At 63.9% G+C, this 24,453-nt stretch carries 22 protein-coding genes and 1 pseudogene; 15 read left to right on the top strand and 8 right to left on the bottom strand.

Annotation, left to right across the window (positions count from 1 at the left end; all coding sequences use genetic code 11):
- Window positions 1-103: 103 nt before the first annotated feature.
- Complete coding sequence (locus HYH07_RS14355) at window positions 104-1,033, top strand: aspartyl/asparaginyl beta-hydroxylase domain-containing protein (RefSeq protein WP_220003096.1); 930 nt, start codon at window positions 104-106, stop codon at window positions 1,031-1,033.
- Window positions 1,034-1,498 carry a nuclear transport factor 2 family protein gene (locus tag HYH07_RS14350; RefSeq protein ID WP_228749526.1) on the top strand — a complete coding sequence of 155 codons (465 nt, stop codon included), beginning with the start codon at window positions 1,034-1,036 and terminating at the stop codon, window positions 1,496-1,498. It begins immediately after the preceding gene.
- A gap of 63 nt (window positions 1,499-1,561) precedes the next feature.
- Here the strand turns inward: HYH07_RS14350 and HYH07_RS14345 are convergent, their stop codons facing one another.
- The 3 genes from HYH07_RS14345 to galE form a co-directional block, all read right to left on the bottom strand.
- Window positions 1,562-2,263 carry a fumarylacetoacetate hydrolase family protein gene (locus tag HYH07_RS14345; RefSeq protein WP_220003095.1) on the bottom strand — a complete coding sequence of 234 codons (702 nt, stop codon included), beginning with the start codon at window positions 2,261-2,263 and terminating at the stop codon, window positions 1,562-1,564.
- Window positions 2,264-2,298: 35 nt separating this feature from the next.
- Complete coding sequence (locus HYH07_RS14340) at window positions 2,299-4,101, bottom strand: ABC transporter ATP-binding protein (protein ID WP_220003094.1); 1,803 nt, start codon at window positions 4,099-4,101, stop codon at window positions 2,299-2,301.
- Window positions 4,102-4,219: 118 nt separating this feature from the next.
- Window positions 4,220-5,233: a UDP-glucose 4-epimerase GalE gene (galE, locus tag HYH07_RS14335; RefSeq protein ID WP_220003093.1), complete on the bottom strand. Its 1,014-nt coding sequence runs from the start codon at window positions 5,231-5,233 to the stop codon at window positions 4,220-4,222.
- Between the two features lie 125 nt (window positions 5,234-5,358).
- Between galE and HYH07_RS14330 the strand changes: the two genes are divergently transcribed.
- The gene (locus tag HYH07_RS14330; protein ID WP_220003092.1) at window positions 5,359-6,396 is read left to right on the top strand and encodes a glycosyltransferase family 4 protein; all 1,038 of its coding nucleotides are present in this window, start codon (window positions 5,359-5,361) and stop codon (window positions 6,394-6,396) included.
- Window positions 6,397-6,597: 201 nt separating this feature from the next.
- On the opposite strand, the gene HYH07_RS14325 is transcribed toward HYH07_RS14330, so the two are convergent.
- The gene (locus tag HYH07_RS14325; RefSeq protein WP_220003091.1) at window positions 6,598-6,780 is read right to left on the bottom strand and encodes a hypothetical protein; all 183 of its coding nucleotides are present in this window, start codon (window positions 6,778-6,780) and stop codon (window positions 6,598-6,600) included.
- A 94-nt stretch (window positions 6,781-6,874) separates the two neighbouring features.
- Window positions 6,875-7,273: pseudogene (locus HYH07_RS14320) on the bottom strand (glycosyltransferase family 9 protein); the annotation flags it as partial.
- A 207-nt stretch (window positions 7,274-7,480) separates the two neighbouring features.
- On the opposite strand from HYH07_RS14320, the gene HYH07_RS14315 reads away from it, so the two are divergent.
- Genes HYH07_RS14315 through HYH07_RS14305 form a run of 3 tightly spaced genes read left to right on the top strand, consistent with a single transcriptional unit; the run spans window position 7,481 to window position 9,361 of the window.
- A complete protein-coding gene (locus HYH07_RS14315) occupies window positions 7,481-7,777 on the top strand; it encodes a type II toxin-antitoxin system RelE/ParE family toxin (RefSeq protein WP_220003090.1) in 297 nt (98 codons plus the stop codon).
- A 13-nt stretch (window positions 7,778-7,790) separates the two neighbouring features.
- Complete coding sequence (locus HYH07_RS14310; protein WP_220003089.1) at window positions 7,791-8,900, top strand: HigA family addiction module antitoxin; 1,110 nt, start codon at window positions 7,791-7,793, stop codon at window positions 8,898-8,900.
- Entirely contained in the window at window positions 8,897-9,361 is a 465-nt protein-coding gene (locus HYH07_RS14305; protein ID WP_220003088.1) for a hypothetical protein, read from the top strand. Before HYH07_RS14310 ends, HYH07_RS14305 begins: the two co-directional genes overlap by 4 nt.
- Window positions 9,362-9,406: 45 nt before the next feature.
- Here the strand turns inward: HYH07_RS14305 and waaF are convergent, their stop codons facing one another.
- Window positions 9,407-10,513, bottom strand: a complete 1,107-nt coding sequence (waaF, locus tag HYH07_RS14300; protein ID WP_220003087.1) for a lipopolysaccharide heptosyltransferase II — start codon at window positions 10,511-10,513, stop codon at window positions 9,407-9,409.
- Between the two features lie 173 nt (window positions 10,514-10,686).
- Here waaF and rfaD point away from each other — a divergent pair, with 173 nt between their 5' ends.
- The 6 genes from rfaD (at window position 10,687) to HYH07_RS14270 (ending at window position 18,622) form a co-directional block, all read left to right on the top strand.
- Window positions 10,687-11,667, top strand: a complete 981-nt coding sequence (rfaD, locus tag HYH07_RS14295) for an ADP-glyceromanno-heptose 6-epimerase (protein ID WP_220003086.1) — start codon at window positions 10,687-10,689, stop codon at window positions 11,665-11,667.
- Between the two features lie 13 nt (window positions 11,668-11,680).
- Window positions 11,681-13,165 (top strand): D-glycero-beta-D-manno-heptose-7-phosphate kinase, encoded by a 1,485-nt coding sequence (gene rfaE1 / locus HYH07_RS14290; RefSeq protein ID WP_220003085.1) that lies wholly within the window; start codon window positions 11,681-11,683, stop codon window positions 13,163-13,165.
- Window positions 13,162-14,448 (top strand): O-antigen ligase, encoded by a 1,287-nt coding sequence (locus tag HYH07_RS14285; protein WP_220003084.1) that lies wholly within the window; start codon window positions 13,162-13,164, stop codon window positions 14,446-14,448. The genes rfaE1 and HYH07_RS14285 overlap by 4 nt, the downstream gene beginning before the upstream one ends.
- 84 nt (window positions 14,449-14,532) lie before the next feature.
- Complete coding sequence (locus HYH07_RS14280) at window positions 14,533-16,443, top strand: SDR family NAD(P)-dependent oxidoreductase (protein WP_220003083.1); 1,911 nt, start codon at window positions 14,533-14,535, stop codon at window positions 16,441-16,443.
- Window positions 16,444-16,445: 2 nt separating this feature from the next.
- Window positions 16,446-17,678, top strand: coding sequence for a glycosyltransferase family 4 protein (locus HYH07_RS14275; RefSeq protein ID WP_220003082.1), 1,233 nt, complete (start codon window positions 16,446-16,448; stop codon window positions 17,676-17,678).
- Window positions 17,675-18,622 (top strand): NAD-dependent epimerase/dehydratase family protein, encoded by a 948-nt coding sequence (locus tag HYH07_RS14270; RefSeq protein ID WP_220003081.1) that lies wholly within the window; start codon window positions 17,675-17,677, stop codon window positions 18,620-18,622. Before HYH07_RS14275 ends, HYH07_RS14270 begins: the two co-directional genes overlap by 4 nt.
- On the opposite strand, the gene HYH07_RS14265 is transcribed toward HYH07_RS14270, so the two are convergent.
- Together HYH07_RS14265 and HYH07_RS14260 are read right to left on the bottom strand one after the other, a co-directional pair.
- Window positions 18,610-19,617 (bottom strand): glycosyltransferase family 4 protein, encoded by a 1,008-nt coding sequence (locus HYH07_RS14265; protein WP_312016663.1) that lies wholly within the window; start codon window positions 19,615-19,617, stop codon window positions 18,610-18,612. The genes HYH07_RS14270 and HYH07_RS14265 overlap by 13 nt on opposite strands.
- Window positions 19,614-20,573, bottom strand: a complete 960-nt coding sequence (locus tag HYH07_RS14260; protein WP_220003080.1) for a lysylphosphatidylglycerol synthase transmembrane domain-containing protein — start codon at window positions 20,571-20,573, stop codon at window positions 19,614-19,616. The genes HYH07_RS14265 and HYH07_RS14260 overlap by 4 nt, the downstream gene beginning before the upstream one ends.
- A 279-nt stretch (window positions 20,574-20,852) precedes the next feature.
- Here HYH07_RS14260 and HYH07_RS14255 point away from each other — a divergent pair, with 279 nt between their 5' ends.
- From HYH07_RS14255 to HYH07_RS14245, 3 genes are all read left to right on the top strand, one after another.
- Window positions 20,853-21,842, top strand: a complete 990-nt coding sequence (locus HYH07_RS14255) for an SDR family NAD(P)-dependent oxidoreductase (RefSeq protein ID WP_220003138.1) — start codon at window positions 20,853-20,855, stop codon at window positions 21,840-21,842.
- Between the two features lie 7 nt (window positions 21,843-21,849).
- A complete protein-coding gene (locus tag HYH07_RS14250; RefSeq protein ID WP_220003079.1) occupies window positions 21,850-23,262 on the top strand; it encodes a mannose-1-phosphate guanylyltransferase/mannose-6-phosphate isomerase in 1,413 nt (470 codons plus the stop codon).
- A gap of 180 nt (window positions 23,263-23,442) precedes the next feature.
- On the top strand, window positions 23,443-24,447 hold the full coding sequence (locus HYH07_RS14245) for a Gfo/Idh/MocA family protein (RefSeq protein ID WP_220003078.1): 1,005 nt from the start codon (window positions 23,443-23,445) through the stop codon (window positions 24,445-24,447).
- The last annotated feature ends 6 nt before the right edge of the window (window positions 24,448-24,453 follow it).

Here is a 24,453-nt window from a genome sequence, read left to right as displayed (position 1 = left end):
CCGAACCTCTCCCGAGCGTGACCGCAACCCCCGGTGAATATCTTGCCGCTGGGGGCCCCGCGGGTTACACGACACCCCGGCTGGGTCACTCGGGATTGGGGAAATGCTGAAACAGCTTTTTGCGCCGCAACTTGTCATTCTGTACGTGCTTGTGGCATCGACGATATACGTTCACTTCCGCGGCAAACAGCGGCTGCGCTTTGCGCGCCAGCTCGGCGATCACTCGACCTACCTCGCGCCCTACAATGTGCTGATGTATGCGGGCTCGGCGGTGCCGAACAAGCCGGTGATCTCGGTCGAGCAGTTTCCGGAGCTGAAGCCGCTCAGCGAGAACTGGGAGACCATCCGCGACGAGGCGGTGCGCCTGTTCGACGAGGGCTTCATCCGCGCCGCTGCCAAGAACAATGACTGGGGCTTTTATTCGTTCTTCAAGAGCGGCTGGAAGCGGTTTTACCTGAAATGGTACGACGACTTCCTGCCTTCGGCGAACGCGCTGTGTCCGAAGACAGTGGAGCTGCTCAAGTCGATCCCGAGCGTGCACGGTGCGATGTTCGCGATGCTGCCGCCGGGCGGCAAGCTCGGTGCCCACCGCGATCCCTTCGCGGGCTCGCTCCGCTACCACCTCGGCCTCGTCACGCCGAACTCGAACAAGTGCCGCATCCTCGTCGACGGCGTCGAATGTGTCTGGCGTGACGGCGAAGCCTTCATGTTCGACGAAACCTTCATCCATAGCGCCGAGAATGCGACCGACGTCAATCGCATCATCCTGTTCTGCGACGTCGAGCGCCCAATGAAGTACGGCTTCATGACCGCGATCAACCGCTGGGTCAGCCATCACATCGTCAAGGCGTCGGCGACCCAGAACGTCGATGGCGAGCATGTCGGCGCGCTCAACAAGGTGTTCGGCAAGCTCTACGAGATCCATCTCGGCAGCCGCAAGATCAAGGAGTGGAACCGGAACGTCTACTACACGCTGAAATATTCGCTGACGGCGTTGGTGCTCGGACTCATCGTGTTTTCGGCGCTGCGTTGAATGGCCGTGGAGCCCTTGCCGACTGCGAGCGCCGATGTCGTGGAGTTCTTCCAGGGCTGGCTGGAAACATTCGCCGGCTATGTCCGCGAGGTCGACTACGCCTCGGCGCGGCCCCTCTTTCACCCTGACGTGCTTGCCTTCGGCACGCACAACGATGTTATCGGGGGCCTCGACCAATGGGTCACGACGCAATGGAATAGCGTCTGGCCCAGGACGACCGGCTTTCGTTTCGTTCTCGATCAGACCGCTATACTGGCGTCACGCGACGGCGAGATGGTGACCGTGATCGCGCCATGGACGAGCACGGGCTATCATCCCGATGGAAGCGCGTTTCCGCGCCCCGGCCGGGCGACCATGATCTTTTCGAGGAATGGCGATGGCTGGTTGTGCGTGCATTCGCACATGTCGCTCAATCGCGGTGTGCCGCAGGCAAGCCACGCCAACCGGCCGGTGAAGGCCTGGTAGACGTCGAAACAGAAAAGGCCCCGGACAGGTCCGGGGCCTTTTTGATTTCGGGATATTGGAGGCTTACTCCGGCTGGCCGATCGAGACCTGCAGCGTGCCGACGCCGTCGACGCCGCATTCGAGCTTGTCGCCGGGCTGGAGCTGCGACACGCCGGCCGGCGTGCCCGTCATGATGATGTCGCCGGCGGCGAGCTTCACCTGCTGCGAGAGCTGCCAGATGATCTCCGGCACGTTCCAGATCAGCTCGGAGAGGTCGCCCTTCTGCGCTTCCTTGCCATTGACGGTGAGCCAGATCTTGCCCTTGGAGGGATGGCCGATCTTCGACGCCGGCTGCACCGCGGAGCAGGGCGCCGAACCATCGAACGACTTTCCGATCTCCCACGGCCGCTCCTTCTTGCGCGAGGCGATCTGGAGATCGCGGCGCGTCAGGTCGATGCCGACGGCGTAGCCGTAGACGTGATCGAGCGCCTTGTCGGCGGCGATGTTCAGCCCGCCGCTCTTCATCGCGACCACGAGCTCGACCTCGTGATGCAGATCCTTGGTCAGCGGCGGATAGGGGATGGTGGCGCCATCTGGCACCAGCATGTCGGCGTGTTTGGCGAAGAAGAACGGCGGCGCGCGCTCGTCATTTCCCATCTCACGGATGTGCTCGAGATAGTTGCGGCCGACGCACCAGATGCGACGCACCGGATAGCGGCCGCTCTCGCCGACTACGGGGAGCGAAGCCTGGGGCGGAAGCGGGATCACGTAGGAGGCGGCGTTCATGAGGCGGTCTCGCTGCTCTTGAGGTGGAGGGAACTCTAGGCTGTGGCGCTGATCGGCGCCAGAGCGCCGGCGTCGTGATGTTGCAGGCGGAAGAACGAGGCGTAGCGCCCGGAGCGGCGCAGCAACTCGTCATGCCGGCCTTGCTCGACGATCTCGCCGCCCTCGACCACCAGGATGCTGTCTGCGTGCATGATGGTATGCAGGCGATGCGCGATTACGATGGTGGTGCGGTTCTGACAAAGATGCTCGATCGCCTCCTGCACCTGGCGCTCGGACTCGGAATCCAGCGCGGCGGTTGCTTCATCGAGCAGAATGATCGGCGCATTCTTGATCAGCGCGCGCGCCACCGCAATGCGCTGGCGTTGGCCGCCGGAGAGCTGGGTGCCGTGCTCGCCGACCGGCGTATCATAGCCGAGCGGGAAGCTTGTGATGAAATCATGCGCGCAAGCGGCTTTCGCGGCCTCGATGATCTCGTGCTCGCTTGCGCCCGGCTTGCCGAACGCGATGTTGTTGCGGATGGTGTCGCGGAACAGATAGACATCCTGGCCGACATAGGCGGTCTGGGCCCGCAGCGATTGGCGCGAGATCGCGCCAATCGACTGGCCGTCGATCAAGATGTCGCCTTGCGTCACCTCGTAGAAGCGCAGGAGCAGCGCCAGCACGGTCGACTTGCCGCCGCCGGACGGCCCGACCAGCGCGGTGACCTTGCCGGGCTCGGCCGTGAAGCTCATGCGGTTGAGCACGGTCTCGCCCGAGCGATAGGAGAAGCTAACGTCGCGCAGCTCGATTCGCGCGTCGGTGAGCTTCAGCGCCGGCTTGTCGTCGTCGGAATGCTCGCTCGCCGGGCTGTCGACGACCTCGAGCAACATGCGCGCGCCGACGAGCTGGCTGTTGAGGTCGATGTTCAGCCGCGCCAGCCGCTTGGCCGGCTCGGTCGCCATCAGGAACGCGGTCATGAACGAGAAGAACGCGCCGGGCGTGGCGTTGAGCGCGACCACGCTGTAGCCACCGTAAAGCAGGCAGCCGGCGACGGCGAAGCCACCGAGCATTTCCATCAGCGGATTGGAGCGGTTGGCGACGCGGGCCATCTTGTTGGCGTTGCGCTCGACGATCGCGATGTTCTCGTCGATGCGCTTCTGCATCGTGTCTTCGAGCGTGAACGCCTTGACGGTGCGGATGCCTTGCAGCGACTCCTGCATCGTCTCCATGATGTCGGCGGTGCCGGTGAACTGGTTGAAGGCGAGGCCCTTGATGCGCTTGACCAGCTTGCGCAGCACCAGCATCGCCGGCGGCACCGCGACGAGGCCGATCAACGACATCAGCGGGTCCTGCCATACCATCACGCCGATCATGGCGAGCAGCATCAAGAGGTCGCGCCCGATGGCGTTGACCAGCATGTTGAGCACGTCGGTAATCGATTTGGCGCCGGCCGTGAGCCGCGCCAGGAATTCGGACGAATGCCGCTCGGAGAAGAAGCCGACGCTCTCGCGCATCAGCTTTGCGAACAGCTGGCGCTGGTTGGCGGCGAGGATGGCATTGCTGATCTTGGTCAGGATCACCATGTGGCCGTAGGTCGCCACGCCCTTGATGAACAGCAGGATCACCGTGATGCCGGAGAACATCGCGATGCCCGGGATGTTCTTGTCGACATAGGCCTGGTTGATGACTTGGCCGAGCACATAGGTCGCGCCTGCGGTCGCACCCGCGGCAGCCGCCATCAGCGTGAAGGCAACGAGGTAGCGCCGCCAGTAGACGACCCCCTGTTCCATGACAAGGCGGCGAATGAGGACCATCGCCGCATAGGGATCGTCGGTGATTTTCTTTGGAAACTGGGCCATCCGGTGTCCATTGACGGCGCTGGGAAAAGCCTGCCCGCGCGTCAGGGATCGAATGGCCTCTGTGCCCGCTAAAGCTCCGCTTTTCAAGCCCAATTAAGGGCTTGCACAGGATGTGATTTTAGGCCGAGACAGCATGGCGGAGCTCGCCGTGGCGCTCCCGGAACAGCTTGTCCTCCCAGGCCAGCGCGTGGGCCGCGATGGTCTCGAGGTCTTCGTATTGCGGCCTCCAGTCGAGCAGGCCGCGGATACGGCCGGTGTCGGCGACCATAGTCATGATATCGCCGGGCCGGCGCGGGGCGTATTGGACGGCGAAGCTGCGGCCCGACACCCGGCGCACCGCGTCGATGGTTTCCAGCACCGAATAGCCGCGGCCATAACCGCAATTCAGCGTCGTCGAGGCGCCGCCGTTGCGCAAATAGGCCAGCGCAGAGTGATGCGCCTGCGACAGGTCGGTGACGTGGATGAAGTCGCGAATGCAGCTGCCGTCCGGGGTCGGATAGTCGGTGCCGAACACGTCGATCTTGGCGCGCTGGCCGGTCGCGGCCTCGACCGCGATCTTGAGCAGATGCGTGGCGCCGACGGTGGCAAGGCCAATGCGCGCCTGCGGATCGGCGCCGGCGACGTTGAAATAGCGCAAGGTCACGTACTGCATGCCGTAGGCGGCGGCGACGTCGTGCAGCATGATCTCGGTCATCAGCTTCGACGAGCCGTAGGGCGACAGCGGCCGCGTCGGCGCGTGCTCGGGCACGGGCACCTGATCCGGATTGCCGTAGACGGCGGCGGTCGAGGAGAAGATGAAACGACTGATGCCGCGCTTCACTGCGACGTTGAGCAGATTGCGCGCGGTGGTGAAGTTGTTGCGATAGTAGCCGAGCGGATCGCGCATCGAGTCCGGCACGACCGCCGAGCCCGCGAAATGGATGATGCTCTCGATGTCGTGCTGGGCGATCACGCCCTCGAGCAAATTCTCGTCGCCCGCATCGCCGATGAACAGCGGCACGCCCTCGGGCAGATAGGCGGAGAAACCGGTGGAGAGATCGTCGATCACGACGACGTCCTCGCCGGCTTCCGCCAGCGCCAGGACCGTGTGACTTCCGATATAGCCGGCGCCGCCCGTGACTAGCACAGTCATGATCTCACCCGTCCTCGATCAGCGCGCCAAGTTAACGTTTGCGCGGTGAAGAGGGAGTTTCGGCAGCCCTGAACTGGTCACTATGCTTAATGTTGCGTATAGGGGACGCACCAACGGAGCGTGACGTGGCGAATTCCCCTGATGATCTTGACGTGATCGTGCCAAATCTGCACAGGCGCTATTCCGGGGTCACCGCGACCAACCGGATGGTGGCGCCGCGTCTGGCAAAGCTCTATCGCGCAGGCTGGTTCGGCTCGGATGCGCCGCAGGGGATTGCGCGGCTCGCCGTCGGTGATGTCCTGAAACTGTGGCGCCGCAAGCGGCCTGTGATCTGGCACGCGCGGCGCAACAACGAGATGATCGCAGGCGTTGCGCTGCGCGCACTGGGCTGGCCGCTCAAGCTGGTCTTCACCTCGGCGGGGCAGCGCCATCACACCTGGATCACGCGCTGGCTGATCCGCCAAATGGACGCGATCATCGCGACATCAGACATCTCCGCCTCGTTTCTGAAGGTGCCATCGACGGTGATTCCGCACGGCGTCGACACCGACGTCTACACGCCTCCGGTCGATCGCGCCGCGGCGTTCGCGGAAAGCGGTTTGCCCGGCCGTTACGCCATCGGCTGCTTCGGCCGCGTCCGGGCGCAGAAGGGCACCGACGTGTTCGTCGATGCGATGTGCCGGCTGCTGCCGCGTTATCCTGACTTCACGGCCGTGATCGTCGGCCAGGTCACGGCCGAGCAGACACCGTTTGCCAATGATCTGAAGAATCGCATCGAGGCGGCAAACCTGCAATCGCGCATCGTCATGACGGGCGAGCTGCCGATCGACGAGGTGCAGCGCTGGTACCAGCGGCTGACGATCTACGCCTTCACCTCGCGCAATGAAGGCTTTGGCCTGACGCTGATCGAGGCGATGGCTGCGGGCAGTGCGCTGGTTGCCGCGCGCGCAGGAGCCGCGACGCTGGTGGTCGAAGACGGCGTGAGCGGCGTGCTGATCCCGACAGGTGATGCGGAGGCGCTGGCGGCCGCGCTCGAGCCGCTGATGCGGGACATGGCTCTAGCGACCGCGATGGGCGAGCGCGGGCGGCAACGGGCGCTTGAGAAGTTCAGCCTCGATGCGGAAGCGGCCCGAATCGGCGAGGTCTATCGGCCGCTGCTTTGAGCTGGTTTTCCGAAACGCGAAAACAACCCCATGCACAGTAGCCGATGCCAGCCAAATCAACGGCTTGCCGGGCGCCTTTGCCCGGAATGCGGATTTGACGAATTCTGCTTGAGGCGTCGGGCAAAACAGGTGTAGATTGGCATCATCCCACAATCACCGACGACATCCGCCGGCGTGCGACATACCTAGGGCTTCACCTGCCTAGGGCTTCACCTGCGGCTGCGAAAGCCGGCGTGCCAGTCGTGGCCCGGCATGGGGCGCCGGGTGAAGCCTGCGCTCGTAGGTGTCAGCAAGATCGAGCAGGCGTTTTCTGGTGAACGGGTCCGCTTTCGTGGCGAGCTCGCGGATGTCTTGAGCGCGTTCTTTGATGAAGTCTTCGTCCATCGGCTGTATCCCCCCGGAAAGCGAGAGGATGCCAAGCCTTTCCGAGGGTGTAAGCAACATATGTTAGGTCAGGCGCCACGCATGGTGGCGCTGATCAGGTCGTCGCGCGTGCGGCAGCTTCGCCCAGCACCCGCTGCGCAATCGCCACCACCTCTTCGGCTGCAACGTCCCGCATGCAGCGGTGGTCGTTCATCTTGCAGACCGTGCTCTGGCAGGGCTGGCACGACAGCACGCTCTTGGTCTGCACCCCGGTCGCGGCAAGGCCGTTCAATGGCGCCCAGAGATAGGGGCTGGTCGGGCCAAAAATGCCCATGGTGGGCGTGCCCAGCGCGGCCGCGATATGCATCAGGCCGGAATCGTTGGAGATGGCGACGCCGGCGGCCGCCATGGCGAGGACGCCGTTGCGCAAATCGTTGCCGGTGAGGTCGCGGACCCCTGGGCCGCCAGCGGTCCCCGGGCCGCCGGCGGTGACGATCTCCTGGGCGAGACCCTTGTAGCTTCCTCTCGACCAGAATCGGTTCAGGACTTCGCATCGAGCGGATCGACAAAGGGAATCAGCTACAAATTGTGGAGGGCTTGATTTGGGTTGTAGTCGTTGTGTAACCTCATGCAAACGTTACAAAAAGTCGAGTTACGTCATTACGCGACGTAATGACTTGAAATGTTGGCGAGGCGTGCTATATTCCAGCATGAGGGCGGCATGGACGTGGAATTTGCGGATGAAAGTCTCGACCGGCTGGAAACCGACATCCAGTTCAATGCCGGATTCGATCGCGCCATCGTCAAGGGCTTCCGCAAGGTGATGCAAGTGATCCGCGCGGCGCCAGACGAACGCGATTTCTACGCCCTTAAAGGATTGCACTTTGAGAAGCTTGAAGGGGACCGATCGCATCAACGCTCGATGCGACTGACGGGCAAGTGGCGTTTGATCGTGGAACTTCATGGGCAGGCGCCGAACAAGGTCGTCCGCATCATGGGCATTGAAGATTATCACTGAGAGGGAGGGCGAGATGACGGATAGACGGCCCGCCGAAGTATTCCCTCCCGGGGAGTTTTTGGCAGATGAACTTGAGGCGCGAGGTTGGACTCAGACCGAGTTCGCAGAGATTATTGGTCGGCCTCAGAAATTGGTGAACGACGTTGTTCTGGCAAAGCGCGCCGTTAGCCCGGAAACAGCTGCGGATTTCGCTGCTGCTTTGGGGACATCTGCCCAGTTTTGGATGAACCTTGAAACTGCGTGGCAACTCTCCAAGGTTCCCCCGCGCGACGACTCTATTGCTCGCGCTGCTAAACTTCGCGAGCGCTTCCCTGTTCGGGAGATGTGTAAGCGTGGCTGGATTAAGCTTGGAGAGTCAGCAGCCGAGCTTGAACGAAATGTCTTGTCGTTCTTCAATCTCAGTTCGCTCGAAGATCCGATTGAATTCCAGCACGCCGCGCGTCGCAACTACAAGCGAGAGGTCACGCCGCATCAATGGGCGTGGATCTTTCGGGTTAGTCAGCTCGCGGCTGCGTTAAAGACGCCGCCATACTCTGAGGCGACGCTTCGAAAGAGGAGTTCTGATCTGGAGCAGCTCATGACCGAGCCAGAAGCAATTCGCAATGTGCCCCGAATCCTATTCGAATGTGGTGTTCGTCTCGTGGTTGTTGAGCCGATACCCGGTTCTGAAATTCAAGGGGTCTGTTTCTGGATCAACGAAAACAAATCTCCCGTCATTGGTCTCACGTTAAAGGGCGACCAGATCGATAAGTTCTGGTTCGACCTTTGGCACGAGCTTGAGCATGTCCTTAATGGCGACGGTAAGGGAGGCCTTATTATCGAGGAGGATTTTGATGAAAGCAAAGCAGGGGATGATGAAGCCGAGGTTAGAGCTAATCGCGCCGCTGCGAACCATTGCGTTCCGCTGGGAGCGATGAACGATTTTTTTCTTAGGCACAATCCGATGTTCTCTGAGAAGAGCTTTTTGGGATTTGCCCGAATTATAAAGCGTCATCCTGGCGTCGTTGCTGGGCAGCTTCAAAAACGAACGGGTCGATGGGACCTATTTAAGAAGCATCAAGCCAAGATTAGGCACATCATAACAGAGACCGCTCTAACTGACGGCTATGGAGTGAACTCATGACTTACGTCAAGCAAATGCAGCGTATTGTTGATGAGTACAGACTCGAAGGACTGTCTTGGCCGACTTCGGCAAAGAATATCGCGGATTGGGCAATCAGAACTGGACGCTGGGAGCTTCCTGCCGCTGCGCTAAGGCGCCGTTGTGCTGACGATATCGCGTCAGCTATGCGCGAAGAATATATGACCGATCGAAAGGGGCGACGCGTTCGTCTCTTGCATCCGGCACCCCTCGAAACGGAGGGCCAAACAGAGATGGTCTGGGATGATATTCGCACGGCTTCGCGCGATCACATGCAGATATCCTTCCAGCACCGCAGAAAGGGAATCGTTGGGGACTGCCGTCAGATGAAGGTGGACGTGGATAGCTATAACGACGCTCATCCCGAAGCCGAACCAATTCAAATCGTTTTCGATTTCACGATGGACTTGGCCGAACTAGAGGCTGCGGACGAGGCGGCTTAAGCTATCGCGTTGTTGGTCATGCAATAGTTTGTTCGACCGCGACGATTAAAGGGATCCGCGCCCCCCATCCCCGCCCAGCACCTGCTGCGCAATCACCACTACCTCTTCGGCCGCAATATCCCGCATGCAGCGGTGGTCGTTCATCTTGCAGACCGTGCTCTGGCAGGGCTGGCACGACAGCACGCTCTTGGTCTGCACCCCGGTCGCGGCAAGGCCGTTCAATGGCGCCCAGAGATAGGGGCTGGTCGGGCCAAAAATGCCCATGGTGGGCGTGCCCAGCGCGGCCGCGATATGCATCAGGCCGGAATCGTTGGAGATGGCGACGCCGGCCGCGGCCATGGCGAGGACGCCGTTGCGTAAGTCGTTGCCGGTGAGGTCCCGCACCCCCGGGCCGCCAGCGGTCCCCGGGCCGCCAGCGGTCCCCGGGCCGCCAGCGGCGACGATCTCCTGGGCGAGACCCTTTTCCCCGGGGCCGCCGACCACCCAGACTTCGAGGCCGCGTTCGACCAGAAGCCGGGCGGCCTCGGGATATCCAGTCCAGCGCTTGGAGACCCCGACCGAACCGGGGGCGAGCGCCACGGCCGCGCCGGCGCTGAGGCCGTTGGCCTGGCGCCAGCGGGCGATCTCCTCAGGCGGAACCCGCAATTGCGGCACCGGCCATTCCGGCGGCAGCGGCGCGCCGTCGGGCTGGGCCAGGGCGGCATTCTCATCGATGAAGCGGGGGAGCTTTCGCTCGCCCCAGCGCCACCGGTTGATCAATCCGAACCTGAACTCGCCGACCCAGCCGACCCGCTCGGGGATACCGGCCAGCGTCGGTGCAATGGCGGCCTTCCAGGTGCGGGGCAGCACCAGGGCCGTGCCGTAGTTCCGATCGCGCAGAAGCTTGGCGAGGCCAAACTGGCGGCGCAGCGCCAGGCGGCTACGGGGCAGGTCCCAGACGATTCCGGCACGCACACCGGGCATGTAGTCGACCAGAGGGGCGCAAAGGGTGGTGGTGAGGAGATCGACCGGCCGGTTCGGCCATCGCTCCTTCAGGACCCGGACCACGGTATGATTCCGGACGAAATCGCCGATCCACATGTAGGGGACGATCAGAATCGGGCGCGTGTCGTCCCGTTCCTCATTCCCGCCAAGATGTGAATCAATATTCATTAGTCAATTGGACCGCAAATGCTCCAGACGGCGGTTCGGTTAGCCGCTCCGGGCCTACAGGTAAAGCCGGCAAAAGCGCGAGTCCAAAAGGGTCGGCCCAAAATGCTTACACTTTGGCAGATGATGCGCTACGGCAGGTATCGGGCCGCACAAGATCGGGCAGGGTGGTGGGAATGTTGCTGGTGACCGGCGGGGCCGGTTTTATCGGATCGAATGTCGTGGCTGCGCTGAACGATTCCGGCCGCAGCGACGTCGTGGTCTGCGATCTCCTCGGCAGCGACGGCAAGTGGCGCAACCTCGCCAAGCGGCAGCTTGTGGATATCGTGCCGCCGGCCGAGCTCGCTGACTGGCTGAAGGGCCGCAAGCTGGATGCCGTGATCCATCTCGGGGCGATTTCCGAGACCACCGCGACCGACGGCGATCTCGTGATCGAGACCAATTTCCGCTTCTCGATGCGCCTCTTGGACTGGTGCACGGCGGCTGCGGTGCCGCTGATCTACGCGTCATCGGCCGCGACCTATGGCGACGGTGCGGAGGGTTTTGACGACGATGCCTCGCTGGCCGCGTTGAAGAAGCTGCGGCCGATGAATCTCTACGGCTGGAGCAAGCATCTGTTCGATCTTGCGGTCGCCGAGCGCATCGCGCGCGGCGAGAGGTTGCCGCCGCAATGGACCGGCCTGAAATTCTTCAACGTGTTCGGCCCCAACGAATACCACAAGGGCGCGATGATGAGCGTGCTGGCGCGCCGTTTCGACGACGTCAAGGCGGGCCGCGTGGTGCAGCTGTTCAAGTCGCATCGCGACGGCATCGCCGACGGCGACCAGCGCCGCGATTTCATCTATGTCGACGACGTCGTGCGCGTCATCCTGTGGCTGCTGGCGACGCCCTCAGTGTCGGGCCTCTTCAATGTCGGCACCGGCAAGGCGCGCAGCTTCCGGGAGCTGATGTTAGCTGCCTATGCCGCGCTCGGCACCAGGCCCAACATCGAATACATCGACATGCCCGAGCAGATTCGCGGCAGCTACCAGTACTTCACCCAGAGCAAGGTCGATCGTCTCCACCGTGCCGGTTATAACGGCGGCTTCACGACGCTCGAGGACGCGGTGAAAGCCTATGTCGGGAATTATCTCGACCGGCCCGACCGTTTCCGCTGAGGTTTTGTTGATCATGGCGACGCCCATTCTCGATTTCGATGCCCTCGCGCAAGCCATCGCCGGCCGCACGGTGCTCTGCATCGGCGACATCATGCTGGACGAGTTCGTCTATGGCGAGGTGTCGCGGATCTCGCCGGAAGCGCCGACACCCGTCATCGCAGCCCAGCGCAGCGAGATCCATATCGGTGGCGCAGGTAACGTCGCGCGCAATATCGCTTCGCTCGGTGCGAGCTGTATCTTCGTCGGCCTTGTCGGCGACGACGATGCCGGCCGGCAGCTCGCCTCGGCACTCGCAGACCATGCCGGGATCGAAAGTGCGCTGGTGTGTGACCCGTCACGGCCGACCACCCGGAAAGTCCGCTTCGTCTCCGAGCATTTTTCCACGCATATGCTGCGCGCGGATTGGGAGCAGGCGCAAGCGGCCTCCGATGAGGTCGAGACCGGGCTGATCGAGGCGATCCTGCCGCAGATCGCGCGCGCCGATATCGTGCTGTTGTCCGACTACGCCAAGGGCGTGCTGACCGCGCGCGTCATCCGCCACACCATCGATGCCGCGCGCGCGGCCGGCAAGCCGGTGATCGTCGATCCCAAGAGCCTGAACTGGGCGATCTATCGCGGCGCGACGCTGCTCACGCCCAATCGCAAGGAATTTGCGGAAGCCACCCGCAGCCGCGCCGACACGCCGCAGAGCATCGTCGATGCCGGCGAGGACGTGATGCGGCTGGCCGATTGCGAGGCCATTCTGGTCACGCAGGGCGAGCACGGCATGACGCTGGTGCCGCGTCATGGCGAGGCGATCCACGTGCCAGCTTTCCCGGTGAAGGTACGCGACGTCTCCGGCGCCGGCGACACCGTCGCTGCCGCGCTCGCGGCCGCGCTCGCGGCGGGAGCGGATTGGGACACGGCGCTGCGGATCGCGAGTGCCGCGGCCGCGGTCGCCGTCGGCAAGCAGGGCACCGCCAGCGTCAGCGCCGCTGAGCTGCGCCGGAAGATCCTGCCGCACGCGACCCTGGCGGCCGAGGAGAAGGTCGTGAGCGCGCCAGGTCAGCTCGAGGCCCAGCTCGCCGAATGGAAGCGGGAGGGGCTGCGGATCGGCTTCACCAATGGCTGCTTCGACATCCTGCATCCCGGTCACGTCAAGGTGCTGACCGCGGCGCGCGCCGCCTGCGACCGTCTCATCGTCGGGCTGAACAGCGACGCCTCGGTGCGGCGGCTGAAGGGCGCGGATCGCCCGGTCCAGGACGAGCGGGCGCGCGCGGAGGTGCTGGCCGCGCTCGAGGCCGTCGATCTCGTCGTCGTCTTCGAGGAGGACACGCCGATCGACCTGATCAGGCGGATTACGCCGAGCGTGCTGGTGAAGGGCGGTGACTACACCCGCGAGCAGGTGGTCGGTCACGAGGTGGTCGAGGCCGCGGGCGGGGTGGTCGTGCTGGTCGACATTCTCCAGGGCTTCAGCACGACGGCGCTGGTCCATCGTGCGCGCGGAGGCGGCAAGTGACGGCTCTGGCGAGGGAGACGACCGCGCAGATATTGTGGCGGCGTTTGCGGAGCCCGGTCGCCTGGAGCGAGGCCGCCGACCTGTTCGCGATCCTCACGGTCGCGTCGCTGCCCTGGTCGACCTCGCTCACGGCAATCTTCAACAGCGTGTTCCTGCTCTGCATGGTGCCGTTCCTCGACGTCAGGGCATTCCTGCAGTCGCTGACGCGACCGATCTGTGCGGCGCCGATCGCATTGTTCGTGCTCGCGCTGGTGGGGACGCTGTGGTCGGACGCAGCCTGGGGAGCGCGGTTCTATGCGGTCGGTCCGACCATCAAACTGCTCGTGCTTCCCGTGCTGCTCTACCATTTCCAGCGATCGCCGCGCGGCTCCTGGATCTTCGTCGCCTTCCTGGTGTCCTGCGCGCTGTTGTCGGTGATGTCGTGGCTGGTTGCTTTTTATCCCGGCCTGGCACTGAGGCCCTATGATCCGCTCGAGCGCGGCATCTTCGTCAAGAATTACATCGACCAGAGCCAGGAGTTTACGCTCTGCGCTGTCGCGCTGGCCTATCCGACCACCCTGCTGCTGCGCGAGAAGCGGTATTGGCTCGCGGGATTGCTGACGGCGCTGGCGCTGAGCTTCTTCGTCAACATGGCCTTCGTGGTGGTGTCGCGCACCGCGCTCGTCACCGTTCCGATCATGTTCGGCGTGTTCGCGCTGCTGCATTTGAGATGGCGCAGTATCGCGATGATCTCCGTCGCACTGATCGCAGGCGCTGCGATCGCGTGGCAGGGCTCGCCGCAATTGCGCAAGACCGCCGACACTTTCGTCAGCGAGTATCAGCTCTACAACCAGAGGAACATTCCGACTTCGATGGGCGAACGCCTCGAGTACTGGCGCCACGCCATTCAATTCTTCAAGCAGGCGCCGCTTGCCGGGCATGGTACCGGCTCCTCGCAGGGACTGTTCGAACGGGCCGCCGAAGATCCCTCATGGATACCGGGCGTCAGGGTGTTTCCAAATCCGCATAACCAGTCGCTGCATGTCGCCATCCAGTGGGGCATCATCGGCATCGTCATCCTCTACGCAATCTGGATCTCACATCTCCTGCTGTTTCGCGGCGACGGGATTGCCAATTGGATAGGCCTTCTGGTCGTGGTGCAGAATGTCTTCACGTCCCTGTTCAACTCCCATCTGTTCGACTTCCACGAGGGCTGGATGTACGTCATCGGTGTCGGGGCTGCCGGCGGCATGGTGATCCGGGCACAACAGGGCAAGACGAAGGTTGGGGGAGCTGGTTCCTGAACGGCCGCGCGGCTGGCAAGTCTTGTCGAGATGGGCTATCAGCGCGGTCAGGTTGCAGCCATTGGGATATTCATCGGTCAGCGGATGACGCGTCTTTCGCATCTTACCTTGCGCAATTTCCTGATCGCGCTCCACGACCTGCTGGCGACGACAGCGGCGCTGTTCGCGGCCTTCTACCTGCGCTTCGAGGGTGGCGACGCTTTTTATGACCGCCTGCCGTTGCTGTTCCAGATCCTGCCCTATTTTCTGGCCTTCAGCGTGGTCGTTTTCTTCGTCTTCAACCTGACCACGACGAAGTGGCGCTTCATCTCGCTGCCGGACGCGCTGAACATCCTCCGCGTCGCGACCGTGCTGACGGCCGCGCTGCTGGCACTCGACTACATCTTCGTTTCCCCCAACATTCGCGGCGCCTTCTTCCTCGGCAAGGTGACGATCGTCCTCTACTGGTTTCTGGAGATCTTCGCGCTCAGTGCGCTGCGCATGGCCTACCGTTATTTCCGCTATACGCGGGTACGGCGCCACGCCCGTTCCGACGATGCCGCGCCGACACTGCTGATCGGTCGCGCGGCAGACGCCGAGGTGCTGTTGCGGGGTATCGAGAGCGGGTCGATCAAGCGGATCTGGCCGGTCGGCGTATTGTCGCCGTCGGGCGCGGATCGCGGGCAGCTGATCCGCAACGTGCCGGTGCTGGGCGGGCTCCACGATATCGAGGACGTCGTCGCCGACTACGCCAAGCGCAACAAGCCGATCGCGCGCTTCGTCATGACGCCGTCGGCATTCGAGCCGGAATCCCATCCCGAATCGATCCTGATGCGCGCGCGCAAGCTGGGTGTGATCGTCAACCGGATGCCCTCGCTCGACAGTGGCGATACGCCGCGCCTGACGGCTGTCGCTGTCGAGGATCTGCTGTTGCGGCCGAGCGAAAAGATCGACTATGCGCGCCTCGAAGCCCTGATCAGGGGCAAGGCAGTGATCGTCACCGGCGGCGGCGGCTCGATCGGCTCGGAGATCTGCGAGCGCGTCGTCGCCTTCGGCGCCGCGCGCCTCCTGATCCTGGAGAATTCCGAGCCGGCGCTCTACGCGATCACGGAGAAGCTCGCCGCGCAGGTTACGGCTGCGATCGAGGGGCGGATCGCCGACATCAGAGACCGCGAGCGCGTGATGCGGCTGATGGCCGAGTTCAAGCCCGACATCGTGTTCCACGCGGCGGCCCTCAAGCACGTGCCGATCCTCGAGCGCGACTGGAGCGAGGGCGTCAAGACCAACATCTTCGGCTCGATCAACGTTGCCGACGCGGCACTTGCCGCCGGCGCCGAGGCCATGGTGATGATCTCGACCGACAAGGCGATCGAGCCGGTGTCGATGCTGGGCCTGACCAAGCGTTTCGCCGAAATGTACTGCCAGGCGCTCGACCATGATCTTGCTGCGGGAGCCGCTCGCGCCAAGCCGCCGATGCGGCTGATCTCGGTTCGGTTCGGCAACGTGCTGGCCTCGAACGGCTCGGTGGTGCCGAAGTTCAAGGCCCAGATCGAAGCCGGCGGCCCGGTGACGGTGACGCATCCCGATATGGTTCGCTATTTCATGACCATCCGCGAAGCCTGCGACCTTGTCATCACCGCGGCGACGCATGCGCTCGGTACGGTGCGCTCGGACGTGTCGGTCTATGTCCTCAATATGGGCCAGCCGGTAAGGATCGCCGATCTCGCCGAGCGCATGATCCGTCTCTCCGGCCTGCAGCCGGGCTATGACATCGAGATCGTGTTTACGGGGATGCGGCCGGGCGAGCGCCTGAACGAAATCCTGTTCGCCTCGGAGGAGCCGACCCGCGAGATAGGCGTCGCCGGCATTATGGCGGCGCAGCCGAACGAGCCGCCGATGCAGACCCTGCGCAAATGGATCACGGCGCTGGACCAGGCGATCGCACGCGACGACCGGGCGACCATCAGGACCATCCTGCAGGAAGCGGTCCCCGAGTTCGGGTCGACCGCGGCCTGACCATGCAGCCGCAAGACAGGATCGCTGCCAAGATCGTCGTCGCAAGCCAGCATTATCCGCCGGATCCGAGCACGACCGCGGCGATCATGTCCGAAATAGCCTGCCACCTCGCCTCGAAGCACGACGTCGTCGTGCTGTCGGGCTCATCAGGCGCGCTGCCGGCCGCGCAGACCGGCTCCGGCAAGCCGCGCGTCGTTGCCGTCAAGAACCGGATCGCGGGCAAGGGGGCGCTGGTGCGCCGCGGCTTGTTCGAGCTCCTGTTCGTGTTGCGCATCTTCGTCGCGCTGATGCGACAGCTGAGGCGCGGCGATGTCGTGCTGACCGTCACAGCGCCGTTCATGCTGCCTTACGCCGTTGTCGCAGCGGCGTGGATGAAGGGGGCGCGTTCGGCCCTGATCATGCACGACCTCTTCCCTGATGTGCTGGTGATGGCCGGCATGCTGAAGCCCGGTTCGTTCGTCGCGGGGGCGATGCGCGCCGCCAACGGCCTGATGTTCCGCGGGCTCAATGCCGTCATCACGATCGGTCGCGATGCGGAGCGGCCGCTGCTCAGCTATGCCGGCATGACGCGGAACAAGATCCGCTTCGTCCCGAACTGGGCGACGCTGGTGCCGGCGGTGCGGCCGGTGACATCGGACAATCCGTTTCGTAAGCCGCTCGCGGCGCGCTTCATTGTCGGCTTGTCGGGCAATCTCGGTTTCACTCACGATCCGGAGATCGTGTTCGAGGCGGCCCGCCTTTTGACGGACCAGCCTGACATTCATTTCCTGCTATCGGGCTGGGGGATCGGCTTCGACAGGCTGACGCAGCTGCAGGCGAGTGCGAAATTGCCGAATGTGACTTTCGTGCCGCGGGTCGAGGATGCCGAACTCGAAAAATTGCTGGCTTCCGCCGATCTCTGGATCATTCCATACCGAAAGAACGTCGCGGGGGTGTCGGTGCCGAGCCGGTTCTATAACCTGCTTGCGGTCGGCCGTCCCGTCGTACTGGTCTCCGAGCCTGAGGCTGAAGCCGCGTTGACGGTGGTGGAGAACGGCCTTGGCTGGGTGGTGGCGCCGGGCCGACCCGATCAGCTTGCCGACGCCATCCTGATGGCGTCGACCTCCTGCGATGCTGCCATGGCCGAACGTGCGGTGAAGGCGGCATCGAAGTTCGATCGCAGCATTGCGATGAGCGCGTATGCCGACCTGATCGAAGAATTGCTGCGTCATCCCAGCCTCTCGGAGCAACGATGACCGAGAGCAAGGGGATCGTGCTGGTGACTGGAGCGAGCGGCTTTGTCGGGCGTCACGTCGCGCCGGCGCTTGCGCGCGCGGGATGGTCGGTCCGCGCAGCGGTTCGCAGCCCGAAAGGCCTCGACGGCGAGGTCGTCGTGGGGTCGATCGGCCCCGACACCGTCTGGCAGGCCGCGCTCGACGGCGTCGATGCCGTCGTGCATCTCGCCGCCCGGGTGCATCACCCGCGCGAGGAGCACGCGGGCGAGCTCTACCGCAACGTCAACACCGCAGGCACGCTGCACCTGGCACACTCTGCGGCAACTGCCGGCGTGCGCCGGTTCGTCTTCCTCAGCACCGCCCTCGTGCACGGCAGCAGCAATGAAGGCCGCGCCCCATTCAGCGAGGAGGACACCCTGGCCCCGCGCGGCGTTTACGGCATGTCCAAGGCCGCGGCCGAGGCAGGCTTGCGCACGCTGGCGCGCGACAGCGACATGGAGATCTCGGTGATCAGGCCGCCGCTGGTCTATGGCGCCGGCGCCAAGGGCAATTTCGCGCTCCTGGCGCGCGCGGTGCGTTTGGGATTGCCGCTGCCCCTTGCTGCGATCCGCAACCGCCGTGCATTCCTGGCGGTGCAGAACCTGTCGTCCTTCATCCTGCGCCGGCTGGCTGTCCCGGATCCGGCGAGCAATTTCGAGACATTCCTTGTCGCCGACTTTGAGCAGGTCTCGACGCCCGAACTTGTCGAGCGTCTGGCGCGGGCGTCCGGCAAGAGCCCGCGATTGTTCGGCGTGTCGCCGGAGCTGTTGGGCTCGCTGCTCGGCCTGGTCGGCCGGCAGGACACGCATCACAGTCTCTTTGGCTCGTTCGAGCTCAACGTCTCGAAGGCGATCGCAACGGGATGGCAGCCGGAGGTGTCGCTTGACGAGGGCTTGCGGCTGGCGCTCGCCGCTCAGGAAGCCTGAGGGCGCGAGAACCGCCGGAGTATGACAGCGACCGCGATCACGCCCGCCAGGAGCGCGAGCAGCGTGACCGTCGTCGAGCCGGCGCGAACGGTCAGGATGGCCAGCCCCGCCAGCGCAAGGTTGAGCGCGAAGATCTCGCCGACCACGCGGGGGACGGTGAAGCCGTTGTCGGTGGCGCGCTGGTAGAAATGCGAGCGATGGGCCAACCAGAATTGTTCGCGGCGCGCGATGCGGCGGAACAGCGTGATGGTGGAATCGACGAGATAATAGGCCGGCAATAACAGCGCCGCCGCGATTTGTCCGCTCCAGGCGAGCTCAAGCAGGCACCAGCCGAGCAGAAGGCCGATCGGCAGGCTGCCGACATCGCCCAGGAATACCTTTGCGACCGGCTTGTTGAACGGCGCGAAGCCGAGCAGGGCGCCGCAGAGGGCCGTTGCCAGCAGCGCTGCGGAGGAAGGGAGGTCGCCCCACCATCCGAGCAACCCGAGCGCGGCCGTGACCGGCACCACCTCCGCCACCGTCATCAGGTCGAGCCCGTCCATGAAGTTGACGAGATTCACGAACCAGACACCGCCGAGCACAATCACGCAACGTTCCAGCGCCAGCGGCAGGGCCGGCACGAGGCGCGCGTCCCCGGGCGCCGTGAACACGACCGCACCGACGCAGGCTGTCTGCAGCAAGAGCCGCGTGAACAGCGGAAGAGATACCAAATCGTCGACGAACCCGACGAGGGCGATGACGATCGTCGCGAGGACGAGGGCCGCCGGGATTGTCACGAGGCCCCAGGCCGCCCAGCCCAAAGCGACCACGAGTGTCGCCAGGATGACCGCAATGCCCGCGCCCTGCGGTGTCGGTATCGTGTGCGAGGAGCGTGCGTTCGGCCGCGCCAGCGCATAGCGCTGCAGCAGGGGATGGCTGGTCCAGGTGATGAGCGCCGAGATCGGCGCGGCGACCGCAACGGCAAGCAGCGACGGCAGGATTGGAAGCGCGGTCACTCCGGGACCCCGAGCTGCGCCGAGCCTTGCGTGGCTTTCTCCGCGCTCACGATCCAGACCAGGCCGCCGACGGCGCCGACGATGAACGAGACCGCGCCAAACAACAGCGAGACGTTGACGCCTTCGCTGGCGGCGAGCCCGGCGAAGCCGAAAGCCAGGCCCATGCTTGCCTCGCGCACGCCCCAGCCGGCGATCGAGATCGGCATCAACGTGATCAGGATCACCGGTGGCACCAGCAGGAAGACCTGGGCGAAGCTGATGGGGGCGGCGATCGACTGCACGACGCACCAGGCGATGACCGCGGTGAGCACGTGAACGAGGAGCGAGAGGATCGCCACCCGCGGTCCGCGTGCCGCGTTGAAGATGACGCGATTGGCGATCACGGCACAGGCGTGGAGGTGATGGGTCGCCCACCAGGTCTTCAGCCACGACCATTTCAGCGCGCCGAAGATCAGGAAGCCGATGCCGCCGGCGAGCGCGGCGAAGTCGACCAGCAACAGCGCCGAGCGGCCGTGCGGGTCGGTGATCAGCCGATAGCTCCAGGGCAGGCTCGCGACGATGAGGATCGCCAGCGCAATCAGGCCAATCGCGCGATCGACAAAGATCGAATAGGTCGCCGCGCGCCATCCAGCGCCGGCGCGCGCGACCAGCCACAGCCGGACCGCGTCGCCGCCGATCGCGGAGGGCAGGGTCTGGTTGAAGAAGGAGCCGATCACGTTGTAGCGCATGGCGCGGGCGAGCTCGAGCGGCGCGCCGCATGCGGCGCTGACATCGCGCCAGCGCAACACGCCGATGAAGATCTGCAGGAACGTCACCGCGATCGCCAGGCCGATCCAGACCAGGCTGGACACGGTGAAGCGCGAGACCAGCTCGGTCAGATCGACCTTGCGCAATGCCAGATAGAGCAGGGCCGCGGAGATCAGGATTTTGGCCGTCGACAGCAGGATTCGGCGCATCTCGTCCGCATGAACTGGGTTGGCGAAGGTTGCGGTCACCCGACGCCAGGCGCCGAATTCGGCCGCTTTGGTATGGTTTTGGCGCCGATCTTGCAATAGCTCTCTTGAAGCCCTCTTGAAGCTCTCTTGCAATGGCTCTTAAGCCCTTGTGGGGGGCTCTTTACTGTTAAATTGGCTGGCTATTGCGGCCCCCTCGGGACGCCGTCTAAAGAGACTGGCATGGCCAGTGTGGCGAACACGTCCTCGGATTTGCCTTGGCGGATTTACCTTGGGAACAGGATGACGGATCAGGCGATTTTGGTCACGGGAGCCGCGGGCTTCATCGGCTTTCACGTCGCCCGGCAGCTCCTGGCCGAGGGCAGGCCAGTCGTCGGATTGGATAATCTCAACACCTATTACGATCCGGCGCTGAAGCAGGCGCGGCTGGCGCTGTTGCGCAGCGAGGCCGGTTTCTCCTTCGTGCAGGCCGATCTTGCCGATCGCGAGGCGATGGCGGCGCTGTTTGCGCGACATCGATTTGCCCAAGTCGTGCATCTGGCGGCCCAGGCCGGCGTCCGCTACTCGATCGACCAGCCCCACAGTTACGTCGATTCCAACCTCCAGGGCTTTCTCAACATGCTGGAGGGCTGTCGGAACAACGGCTGTCGTCATCTCGTCTACGCCTCGTCATCCTCCGTTTACGGCGCGAACACGAAACTGCCGTTTTCCGTGCAGGACCGGACCGATCATCCCGTGAGCTTTTACGCCGCGACCAAGAAGGCGAACGAGGTGATGGCGCAGTCCTACAGCCATCTGTACCGGCTGCCGGTCACGGCCTTGCGGTTTTTTACAATCTACGGCCCGTGGGGACGGCCTGATATGGCCATGTTTCTGTTCGTAAACGCCATCCTGGCCGGCAAGCCGATCCGGCTCTTCAACCATGGCAGGATGCGCCGCGACTTCACCTATATCGACGATGTGACCCGTGTCGTGTCCAAACTGATCGATCTTGTGCCTGCGGACAATCCGGCTGCCGCAAATGCGCCGTCTCGAACCTACAATGTCGGAAATCACCGCCCCGAAGAGCTGATGCATGTCGTCGGACTTCTGGAGCGGGAGCTGGGCCGGACGGCGATCAAAGAATTGCTGCCGATGCAGCCGGGAGATGTGGTGGAAACGTTCGCGGATGTCGAGGATTTGATGCGCGACACCGGCTTTGCACCGTCAACGCCGATCGAGCACGGGGTCCACAATTTTGTCACCTGGTATCGCGACCACTACAAGGTTTGAAACGACGATGGACAAACGCATTATCCCCTTGATCATGTGCGGTGGTGCCGGCACGCGGCTGTGGCCGGCTTCGCGCGAGGTGCGGCCAAAACAGTTCCTGCCGCTGTTCGGCCCGCGCTCGACCTTCCAGGACACGCTGCTGCGTGTCTCCGATGCGTCGCTGTTCGACCGGCCTGTTGTCATCACCAATGCGGCGTACCGCTTCATGGTGCTGGAGCAGCTCGCCGAGATCGGCATCGAGGCCGACGTGATCCTCGAGCCGATGCGCCGCGACTCCGGTCCTGCGATCGCCGCCGGCGCGGCATTCGCGCAAAACCGCACCAGTGAAGCGATCGTGCTGGCGCTCGCCGCCGATCACGTGGTGCAGAACAATGCCGCCTTCGTCGCGGCATGCCGCGAGGGCCTCAGCGCCGCGAGCACGGGACGCATCGTCACCTTCGGCGTCAAGCCGGAGCGGCCGGCGACCGAATACGGCTATATCAGCCCGGGTGAGCCGATCTCAGGCGAAGTGCATGCGGTCGCGCGCTTCGTCGAGAAGCCCGATGCGGTGAAGGCTTCGGATTACGTCAATTCCGGCTATCTCTGGAACAGCGGCAACTTCATGTTCCCCGCGGCGCTGCTGCTCGACGAATATCGCAAGGTCGATGCGGCGAGTGTGGATGCGGTGTCCAATGCGGTGAACAATGCCGGTCGCGATCTCGGCTTCGTGACGCTGGAGCCGCAGGCCTTTGGTGCGGCCAAGGCGATCTCGATCGACTATGCCGTGATGGAAAAGACCTCGCGCGCGGCCGTGGTGCCGGTGTCGTGCGGCTGGTCCGATGTCGGCTCCTGGCGCGCGGTGTGGGAATTGTCCGACAAGGATGCGCAAGGCAATGCGGCCCACGGCACCGCCGTGTTCGAGGATTCGCGCAACTGCAACGTCACGACCGATCATGCGCTGGTCGCGCTCGAAGGCGTCGACGATCTCGTCGTCGTCGCGACCGCGGATGCGGTGCTGGTCTCGCGCCAGCAGGACGCCAACGGGCTGAAGCGCCTGATCACCAAGCTGAAGGCGGTCGCGCCCAAGGTCACCGAGGAGCATCTCAAGGTGCATCGCCCCTGGGGCAGCTATCAGTCGGTCGACAATGGCGAGCGCCACCAGGTCAAGCGCATCGTGGTGAAGCCGGGCGGACGGCTGTCGCTGCAGAAGCACCACCATCGCGCCGAGCACTGGATCGTGGTCCGCGGTGCCGCCCGTGTCACCGTCAACGAGACGGTGAAGACGGTGCACGAGAACGAGTCGATCTACATCCCGATGGGCGCGGTGCACCGGATGGAGAACCCCGGTAAAATCATGCTGGAACTGATCGAGGTCCAGACCGGGTCCTATCTCGGGGAAGACGACATCATCCGGATTGAAGACGACTATCAAAGGTCGTAACCAGCGAACTCCGAATCACGCGATCCGGGCCCCAAAGCCTGCTTTCGGTGGCTAAGGCCCGGAGAACGTGTAACTTTTTGAATCAAATCGTGTCCGGTCAATTTGGCCGGCATTCGCCACATTTGTGGCGCCCGTGCTAGAAGCAGCCCGGGGATTTGCGTTGAATCGGGGTTTGCTCAGATGAGTTCCATGGGATCACAGCCGGCAAGGGCCGGCTTGCGCGTCGGTGTCATCGGCGCCGGCGTGATGGGCAGCAACCATGCGCGGGTGCTCGCCGGCCTGCCCGGCGTCACCCTGGTCGGCGTGGTCGATCCTTCACCCACGCATCGGACGCGCGCGACGGAGCTCGCCGGATGCAACAGCTTCGAGACGCTCGACCAGCTCCTCGCCGAGGGCGTCGATGCCGTCACCATCGCAGCGCCGACGCATCTGCATCACGAAGTCGCGCTGGCCTGCATCGCCAGGAATATCCACGTGCTGGTCGAGAAGCCGATCGCCTCCACGGTGGAAGAGGGTCGCGAGATCGTCGCCGCCGCGCAAAAGGCCGGCGTCACGCTGATGGTCGGCCATGTCGAGCGCTTCAATCCGGCCGTTGCCGCGGTCAAGCAGGCGATCGCGGGCGAGGACATTCTCTCCATCGCGATCACCCGCGTCGGCCCGTTCCCGCCGCGCATGTCCAATGTCGGCGTCGTCATCGACCTCGCCGTGCACGACATCGATCTGATCCGCTGGTTCACCGAATCCGACATCGTCGAGGTGCAGCCGCAGCTGTCGAGCGCGGTCGCCGAGCGCGAGGACATCGCGCTGCTCCAGTTCCGCACCGCCAATGGCGTGCTTGCCCATATCAACACCAACTGGCTGACGCCGTTCAAGGCGCGCAGCGTCACGGTCGCGACCCGCGGCAAATACGTGATGGGCGATCTTCTGACGCGCCAGGTCACCGAATGCTTCGGCTTCAAGCCTGACGGCAGCTATTCGATGCGGCATCTGCCTGTCGGCCATGACGAGCCGCTGCGCGCCGAGCTGATCGCCTTCCTCAAGGCCGTTCGCAACGGCGAGACCCCTGCGGTCACCGGCGACGAAGGCGTCGCCAGCCTCGAGATCGCGACGCAGTGCCTCGAGACGCCATCGCGGCCCGCAGCGACGTCGCCCGCCCGCAAGGGTCCGCGCCGCGTCGCCGGCTAAATCCCT

The organism is Bradyrhizobium sp. BR 10261 (assembly GCF_019455395.1).
Taxonomy (GTDB): Bacteria; Pseudomonadota; Alphaproteobacteria; order Rhizobiales; family Xanthobacteraceae; genus Bradyrhizobium; species Bradyrhizobium manausense.
Note: the sequence above shows the minus strand (reverse complement) of the source record. Positions and strands in the feature narration are given on the sequence as shown.

What these genes read in the sequence shown, in the direction of transcription:
- galE (WP_220003093.1), bottom strand. Translation starts at nt 5,233, where the DNA reads ATGACTGTGCTAGTCACGGGCGGCGCCGGCTATATCGGAAGTCACACG.
- HYH07_RS14250 (WP_220003079.1), top strand. Translation starts at nt 21,850, where the DNA reads ATGGACAAACGCATTATCCCCTTGATCATGTGCGGTGGTGCCGGCACG.
- HYH07_RS14315 (WP_220003090.1), top strand. Translation starts at nt 7,481, where the DNA reads ATGGACGTGGAATTTGCGGATGAAAGTCTCGACCGGCTGGAAACCGAC.
- rfaD (WP_220003086.1), top strand. Translation starts at nt 10,687, where the DNA reads ATGTTGCTGGTGACCGGCGGGGCCGGTTTTATCGGATCGAATGTCGTG.
- HYH07_RS14355 (WP_220003096.1), top strand. Translation starts at nt 104, where the DNA reads ATGCTGAAACAGCTTTTTGCGCCGCAACTTGTCATTCTGTACGTGCTT.
- HYH07_RS14275 (WP_220003082.1), top strand. Translation starts at nt 16,446, where the DNA reads ATGCAGCCGCAAGACAGGATCGCTGCCAAGATCGTCGTCGCAAGCCAG.
- HYH07_RS14260 (WP_220003080.1), bottom strand. Translation starts at nt 20,573, where the DNA reads ATGCGCCGAATCCTGCTGTCGACGGCCAAAATCCTGATCTCCGCGGCC.
- HYH07_RS14255 (WP_220003138.1), top strand. Translation starts at nt 20,853, where the DNA reads ATGACGGATCAGGCGATTTTGGTCACGGGAGCCGCGGGCTTCATCGGC.
- HYH07_RS14340 (WP_220003094.1), bottom strand. Translation starts at nt 4,101, where the DNA reads ATGGCCCAGTTTCCAAAGAAAATCACCGACGATCCCTATGCGGCGATG.
- HYH07_RS14245 (WP_220003078.1), top strand. Translation starts at nt 23,443, where the DNA reads ATGAGTTCCATGGGATCACAGCCGGCAAGGGCCGGCTTGCGCGTCGGT.
- HYH07_RS14345 (WP_220003095.1), bottom strand. Translation starts at nt 2,263, where the DNA reads ATGAACGCCGCCTCCTACGTGATCCCGCTTCCGCCCCAGGCTTCGCTC.
- HYH07_RS14305 (WP_220003088.1), top strand. Translation starts at nt 8,897, where the DNA reads ATGACTTACGTCAAGCAAATGCAGCGTATTGTTGATGAGTACAGACTC.
- HYH07_RS14270 (WP_220003081.1), top strand. Translation starts at nt 17,675, where the DNA reads ATGACCGAGAGCAAGGGGATCGTGCTGGTGACTGGAGCGAGCGGCTTT.
- HYH07_RS14310 (WP_220003089.1), top strand. Translation starts at nt 7,791, where the DNA reads ATGACGGATAGACGGCCCGCCGAAGTATTCCCTCCCGGGGAGTTTTTG.
- rfaE1 (WP_220003085.1), top strand. Translation starts at nt 11,681, where the DNA reads ATGGCGACGCCCATTCTCGATTTCGATGCCCTCGCGCAAGCCATCGCC.
- HYH07_RS14350 (WP_228749526.1), top strand. Translation starts at nt 1,034, where the DNA reads ATGGCCGTGGAGCCCTTGCCGACTGCGAGCGCCGATGTCGTGGAGTTC.
- HYH07_RS14280 (WP_220003083.1), top strand. Translation starts at nt 14,533, where the DNA reads ATGACGCGTCTTTCGCATCTTACCTTGCGCAATTTCCTGATCGCGCTC.
- HYH07_RS14325 (WP_220003091.1), bottom strand. Translation starts at nt 6,780, where the DNA reads ATGGACGAAGACTTCATCAAAGAACGCGCTCAAGACATCCGCGAGCTC.
- waaF (WP_220003087.1), bottom strand. Translation starts at nt 10,513, where the DNA reads ATGAATATTGATTCACATCTTGGCGGGAATGAGGAACGGGACGACACG.